At 46.1% G+C, this 6,800-nt stretch carries 5 protein-coding genes; all 5 read right to left on the bottom strand.

Going from position 1 to position 6,800, the window contains the following annotated elements; genetic code table 11:
• Positions 1-552: 552 nt before the first annotated feature.
• The 5 genes from AZ46_RS03180 to preA all read right to left on the bottom strand — a co-directional run bounded on the left by AZ46_RS03180 (position 553) and on the right by preA (position 6,760).
• Positions 553-2,169 (bottom strand): PucR family transcriptional regulator, encoded by a 1,617-nt coding sequence (locus tag AZ46_RS03180; protein ID WP_029281516.1) that lies wholly within the window; start codon positions 2,167-2,169, stop codon positions 553-555.
• Positions 2,170-2,296: 127 nt separating this feature from the next.
• Positions 2,297-2,506, bottom strand: coding sequence for a hypothetical protein (locus AZ46_RS03175; RefSeq protein ID WP_029281518.1), 210 nt, complete (start codon positions 2,504-2,506; stop codon positions 2,297-2,299).
• Positions 2,507-2,519: 13 nt separating this feature from the next.
• Complete coding sequence (locus AZ46_RS03170; RefSeq protein WP_234703366.1) at positions 2,520-3,995, bottom strand: NCS1 family transporter; 1,476 nt, start codon at positions 3,993-3,995, stop codon at positions 2,520-2,522.
• A gap of 50 nt (positions 3,996-4,045) precedes the next feature.
• Positions 4,046-5,464, bottom strand: coding sequence for a dihydropyrimidinase (hydA, locus tag AZ46_RS03165; RefSeq protein WP_029281523.1), 1,419 nt, complete (start codon positions 5,462-5,464; stop codon positions 4,046-4,048).
• A 15-nt stretch (positions 5,465-5,479) separates the two neighbouring features.
• Positions 5,480-6,760: an NAD-dependent dihydropyrimidine dehydrogenase subunit PreA gene (gene preA / locus AZ46_RS03160; RefSeq protein ID WP_029281524.1), complete on the bottom strand. Its 1,281-nt coding sequence runs from the start codon at positions 6,758-6,760 to the stop codon at positions 5,480-5,482.
• Between the last annotated feature and the right edge of the window lie 40 nt (positions 6,761-6,800).

The raw sequence follows: 6,800 nt of genomic DNA, 5'->3' as shown, positions 1-6,800 counted from the left end.
TATCGATTTTCAGTTTAAGAGGGTACGATTCCATCATTTGCTTACCCTCCGATATCGATTTACGGTTTGAGAGGGTACGATTCGATCATTTGCTTACCCTCTGATATCGATTTTCAGTTTGAGAGGGTACGATTCCATCATTTGCTTACCCTCCGATATCGATTTTCAGTTTGAGAGGGTACGATTCAGACATTTGCTTACCCTCCGATATCGATTTTCAGTTTGAGAGGGTACGATTCCATCATTTGCTTACCCTCTGATATCGATTTTCAGTTTGAGAGGGTACGATTCCATCATTTGCTTACCCTCCGATATCGATTTTCAGTTTGAGAGGGTACGATTCAGACATTTGCTTACCCTCCGATATCGATTTTCAGTTTGAGAGGGTACGATTCCATCATTTGCTTACCCTCCGATATCGATTTTCAGTTTGAGAGGGTACGATTCCATCATTTGCTTACCCTCACATATCGAATTTCAGTTTTGCAGGGTAAGAAACTCCCCTCCCTCACAGCAAAAAGAGCACCTCCGTATAGAAGTGCTCCTAATCTACTATTCAATTTTATGCTGCAGCGGGATGGTGCCTTCTGTATTTCGGACAAAATCATAGGCCATCAGCATAAACTCCAGGGCGAGGCGCTTGTCTGAATTCATGAAGTTCTCCCCAAGAAGAAGCTCAAGTTTTTCAATTCGGTGGTACAGGGTCTGCCTGACTATAAAGAGCTTTTTGGAGGTTTCCTGCTTCGACCCGCTGCAGGCAAGATAGGTTTTCAGCGTAATCAGCATATCACCGTTGTACTTGCGGTCGTATTCAAGAACGGGACCGAGGTATTCATTGATTGTCTCTTCTAGGTCACCGTGTTTTTTTAAAAGAGACATCATTCTGTACATATGAAGATCCTGATAAAAGCAGCTTTTCCCTTCTGCTGAGAGAGAGTCCTGAAGGGCCAGTGTTTCTTTGGCCGTCTGATAGCTGTATGGAATATTCCCCAGTCTGTCCGCAAATTTTCCCACACCGATTGTGAGGGAGGAGGCTCTCTGCCTCTCTGTTCCGCTTCCTGAATATATTCTTGAAATCGCACCGCTCATGCGGTCTTTCCAGTCCTGCCTGTTCCGTTTGTTTCCTGCAATGAAAATCAGGTGATGGCGCACTTCCACGGTAAACAGGTGAAAGCCGAATTGTTCAAAAACGGTTCTGAATAATAACTTAAAATACGTGCTGTCTGCATTTTGTGTCTGGCCTGCTGCATCAGGGGATAATTTGCAGATGCACACCGCGCCTCCGTTAAGCCTCAGCATGGGATCTTGAAAAGCAAGCTGCTCTTTGATCACTTCATCGGTATATTCCCCCTCAAGCCAGTTGGTCAGCCACTCACTTTCTTCTGCCATTTTTTTCTCTTTTACATAGAGATCCCTGAGCAAATGCTGGGCAAATGCATTTGCCGTTCGGTCTAATACGAGAAGATCAAATTCGTTCAGTTCTCTGCACTCGGTCCATATATGCAATTCTGCATACGTTTCGCCGAGTATTTGGACGGGCTGGCTGGCCGCCCCTGCTTTCTTTTCCTCACTTCTTAATGAAAAGAGCAATGCTTCCTTTTCGCTGCTGTCAGGTTCCGGGAAAAAATCGGTTTTATTCCCTCCGAGAACAGCCGCCACCTGTACTTCCAGATAGGACTGCATAAATTTGAGGATTTGCTTGTAATCTTCAATTTCAAGAAGCATCTTGTTCAGCTGCTGAGAATAGGTTTCAAGTTCAGATAACAGTTGATATTGTTTATTGATGATGAGGGAATGCACATCTTGTGTAATTTCAACAAAAGGCACTTCGTGATGAAACAGAATGATGGGAAAATGGCGGGAATCTGCAAGTGCAATCACCTCTTCAGGTATGGTGTGGATATGGGTGCCGAGCTCAATGCACAGTCCGGCAGCCTGCCTGTCGATTAATTGCTGAAGAAAAGAAACAAGTTGTCCGGGATGATCCTTGAAACCAAGACCGGTAGTCAGAATCAGTTCATGACCATTTAAAAGATTGCTGATTTGTATCGATTCGACAATATGCACCCATTTCAGCTGCCGCCGCAGGCCATTTACTCCTGCGATGACTTCAGTCCGGGAAAAATGCTTTCGATTTAAAATCTCGTCAATCGTTATGTATGATTTCATCCGCACACCCCTTTTTTGATGTCGCTTCCTTTCATTATAAAAGAGGCACAGGGTGAACACTATACGTTTGTCAGCTTTTCTCACAAAAAAGATAGGACAAAATCTGCCCTATCCGCGTCGAACCATGTCAATTTTTAGCTTGTGCAATCAGCATGGCCGAAAAGTATTTTCGACCGTCAGCCGTTTTCACATGCATCTCCGCCTCAGTATCATCCTGATCTTTGAAGACAAGGAATGCTCCGCTCAGGTTTTCCGTAACGGAAGAAATCTTCCACCCTTTTCCGAGATAGTAATCCATTTTGTCCCGTTCAGCAAGATACTCCTGATAATCTGACATCCTTCTCCTCCTATTAAATATGTTCTGTTGGAGCAGCTGTGATTGCGATGTTCGGTTCATATTCCTCTTCAAGGTCAATGATCCAGTCGTTACCCGCAGTTATGCCAAGATACTTGGAATCATCCGGGTCATTGATCTCAGCCTGTGCATATTTTTTAAACCACCAGTATTTTGCAAGAAGATAGTAGCTTGCCCCTCCGGCTGCAAAACCTATGATAAAAGAGTAGTCTTTAAAGATGACTGCAGCTGCTCCCCCGGCAATCCAGGCAATATAGCCCGCTGCATTGATGCCTTTATAGTATTTGTACTGCCCTTCAGCTTCGTAAAGATCTTTTACATTCACTCTCCGCTTTCTGAGAAGATAGTAGTCTGAAATTAAAATGCCGCAGATGGCAGAAAGAATGCCTCCGACAACGAGCAGAATTTCAATAATGACCCCAAACAGACTCCACGGCTGCACGACAATTCCGATTATGCCCGCAACCGCAACCCCTGCCCAAAAAGGAACTTTCGGACCGCCGACATTTGAAAAAATGGTCGCGGCCGGTATGAGGTTAGCGGACGTATTTGTCGACCACTGGGCCAGGACGATCATAATGAGCAATATGCCGAGAATGATGCCTGTTGCAGACTGCTGCAGGGCAACAACAGGATCATAGTTCGTCACAGCGATATAGGACACAGCACCAATGACGACCATAAACGTTTGAACAATTGGATAGGCGATCAGATTTCCTGCGATTTGGCTCCTGTTTCGCTTAAACCAATTACGCTCCATTTTAGGCGCCTTTACAAACCTGGAAAGGGAGGGCATATCTGCCGCAAGCGTTCCCCAAAACCCCATGTTCGCCATGATGACAACCATAAAAGCGGTGACAGCTGCCCCTCCGGCTGCCGGACTCTCTACCCACGACCAGACGCTTCTTCCCTGCGCAAGAGCCTGATCTGACAGCGTAAAATACATCCATCCGGAAATAAGAATAATAACGGGTGCCGCGAGATCTGCAAAGCGCTCGATCGCTTTCATGCCAAGAGCCGTGTTGACAACTTGCAAAATGGCAAAGATGAAGAAGCAGACCATCCAATTATCAAATCCAAATAAAGTTGCAAGAATCGCATTCATCGCGCTTGCTCCGAAAAACGTATTGACTCCAAACCAGCAGGAAGCAACAAATCCCCTCACAACAGACGGAATGTGTGTTCCAACCGTACCAAACGGCGCTCTCATATATACTGGAAAACTTAAACCGTGTTCAACACCAATGTCGCCCGTAAGCGTCATAATAAACCCAAGGGCAACGGATCCAACTATGGTGGCGGCCACGACCCATCCAAGCGGAAGAGACTGAACCCCGGAACCCCCTATGGCAAATGCAGCAAGAACAACAGCCATCCCTACCCAAATCAGGCCAAAACCAAGTGAACCGATGTTTTTCTTATGATGAGGAATCGGCAGCAAATCCGGAGATTTCAAATAACCTTTCGCCACAATACATGTCCCCTTCCGCATGAAACATTTAAATTTTCAAAGCCTTACTCTTATATTGAGACTTTTGAAGAGCCGGCTGTTCCAAGCTGTTCCCCGTATTTGGCCCGTTTTATATATTGCCCGGTCCCTGCTTTTCCTGCAAACTGTCTGTCGCGCACGACAAATTCCCCTTTTGAAAGAACAGAAACGGGCACTCCTTTCACCTCCATGCCTTCAAACGCATTATAGTCCACAGCCATGTGGTGGGTTGAAGCAGAAATCGTTCTCTCTGCTGACGGGTCAAACAGGACAAGATCAGCATCAGATCCAACTGCAATGGTTCCTTTTTTCGGATACAGGCCGAACAGCTTCGCAGCCTTTGTGCTCGTTAAATCAACGAACTGATTTAAACTGATCCTGCCTTTACTTACCCCTTCAGAATAGAGAATGCTGAAACGGTCCTCAATAATCGGCCCGCCGTTAGGAATTTTCGTGAAATCGCCCTTGCCAAGATCCTTTTGGCCATTAAAATCAAACGAGCACTGATCAGAGCCAAGTGTCTGCAGCACGCCTGTCTTCATGGCGTTCCACAAAACATCCTGGTGCTTTTTCTCGCGCAGCGGCGGTGACCAGACGTACTTTGCCCCTTCGAACTCAGGCTTTTCTAAATAAGACTGATCAAGCACAAGATACTGCGGGCATGTTTCTCCCCAGACATCAAAACCTCTGCTTCTTGCTTCGGCTATTTTTTCTACAGCCTCTGCACAGGAAACATGAACGACATACAGCTGCGATCCCGCAAGACCTGTGAGCTGTGCTGCTCTTCCTGTTGCTTCGCCTTCTACTTCAGGCGGACGTGTAAGAGCATGATAAACCGGATCTGTTTTGCCCTCTTGGAGTGCCTTTTTTGTTAAATAATCAATCACGTCCCCGTTTTCTGCGTGAACCATGACAAGACCGCCTAGCTCTTTTGCGGTCAGCAGTGTCCGGAAAAGGGTTTCATCATCTGCCTGAAAAACATTTTTGTAGGCCATAAAGACTTTAAAGGAGGAAATTCCTTCTTCTTCAATTACAGAAGGCAATTCATCAAGGACCTGATCATTGATTTCTGAAATCATTAAGTGGAAGCTGTAATCAATGACGGCTTTGTCTTTGGATTTCTTATGCCATGTCTTTATGGCATCCTTTAATGGCTTTCCTTTTTCCGTCAGGCAGAAATCGATGATGGTCGTTGTGCCTCCAAAGGCTGCTGCGGTTGTCCCTGTTTCAAAATCATCTTTTGTAACGGTTCCTCCAAACGGCATATCAAGGTGTGTATGAGGGTCAATTCCTCCCGGGAAAATGTAGCATCCGTTTGCATCAATGATTTCTGCACCGTTTTCTGTCAGATTGAGGCCAATGGCAGCAATCTGTTCTCCGATAATGAGAATATCTCCCTGAAAGGTATCAGAAGCCGTCACAATCGTTCCGTTTTTAATGAGTTTTTTCATGTGTATCCCCCTTTCCTATTTCACAGCATTGGACGTTCCAAGAGATGCAATCGCTGACTGACGCTCGTTCCACGTCATTGGCGGCAGTTCATTTGCAAGTTCTACCATGTCAATAGCCCCGTCAACAGGACAGACGATGGAACAGAGATTGCAGCCGACGCAATCTTCTTCCCTGACTTTCAAGTATGGTTTTCCGTCGGAGGTCATCAGCATATCAATGCACTGATGGGACGTGTCTTCGCAGGCAATATGGCATTTATTGCAGTTAATGCAGACATCTTCATTAATTCTTGCAGCAATTTTATAATTCAGATCAAGCTCGCCCCAGTCTGAATACCTCTCAACCGATTTTCCGACAAGGTCCATAACGGACGCAAGACCCTTTTCATCCAAGTAGTTTGAAAGACCTTCAATCATGTCTTCAACAATGCGGAAGCCATGATGCATGGCAGCTGTGCATACCTGCACGCCGGTTGCTCCCATCAGAATGAATTCAACTGTGTCCTTCCAGTTTGAAATCCCTCCTATTCCTGATATCGGAACATTGATGCGGGGATTTCTTGCACATTCAGCGACCATATTCAGCGCAATCGGCTTAACAGCAGGACCGCAATATCCGCCGTGAGCCCCTTTTCCTGCTACATGCGGAATCGTATTCCATGTATCGATGTCTACTCCTGCAAGGCTGTTGATCGTATTGATCATCGAGATCGCATCAGCTCCGCCTGCCACTGCAGCTTCTGCGGTCACGGTAATATCCGTAATATTCGGCGTCAGCTTCACGATAACAGGCGTTTTCGCAGCTTCTTTCGCCCAGTATGTCTGCCTTTCAACAAGGTCAGGCACTTGACCTGAGGCCGCGCCCATTCCGCGCTCTGCCATACCGTGAGGACAGCCGAAATTCAGTTCGAGCCCGTCAACTCCGACATCTTCAACACGCTTAACAATTTCATGCCACTTTTCCTGTTTTGGCTCAACCATTAAAGAAGCGATAATGGCATGATTCGGAAACCTTTTTTTCGTTTCATAAATTTCCTTAAGGTTCACTTCAAGCGGCCGGTCCGTAATAAGCTCAATATTGTTAAAGCCTGCAACGCGCTGTCCATTAAAACTCACTGCTGCAAACCGTGATGAAACATTCAGGATCGGATCACCGAGTGTTTTCCAGACTGCTCCCCCCCAGCCTGCTTCAAATGCCCTCTGAACCTGATAGCCTGAGTTTGTCGGCGGAGCTGAAGCAAGCCAGAACGGATTCGGAGACCGTATCCCGGCAAGATCAATCTTTAAATCAGCCATAGTGAATCCTCCTTTATAGAAAAGTGGAACCGCCTCGATC

It is taken from the genome of Metabacillus indicus LMG 22858 (assembly GCF_000708755.2).
Taxonomy (GTDB): domain Bacteria; phylum Bacillota; class Bacilli; order Bacillales; family Bacillaceae; genus Bacillus_P; species Bacillus_P indicus.
Note: the sequence above shows the minus strand (reverse complement) of the source record. Positions and strands in the feature narration are given on the sequence as shown.

Bases quoted from the DNA above. Each gene is read 5' to 3' on its own strand.
- AZ46_RS03175 (WP_029281518.1), bottom strand. From the start codon at position 2,506: ATGTCAGATTATCAGGAGTATCTTGCTGAACGGGACAAAATGGATTAC.
- preA (WP_029281524.1), bottom strand. From the start codon at position 6,760: ATGGCTGATTTAAAGATTGATCTTGCCGGGATACGGTCTCCGAATCCG.
- AZ46_RS03180 (WP_029281516.1), bottom strand. From the start codon at position 2,169: ATGAAATCATACATAACGATTGACGAGATTTTAAATCGAAAGCATTTT.
- hydA (WP_029281523.1), bottom strand. From the start codon at position 5,464: ATGAAAAAACTCATTAAAAACGGAACGATTGTGACGGCTTCTGATACC.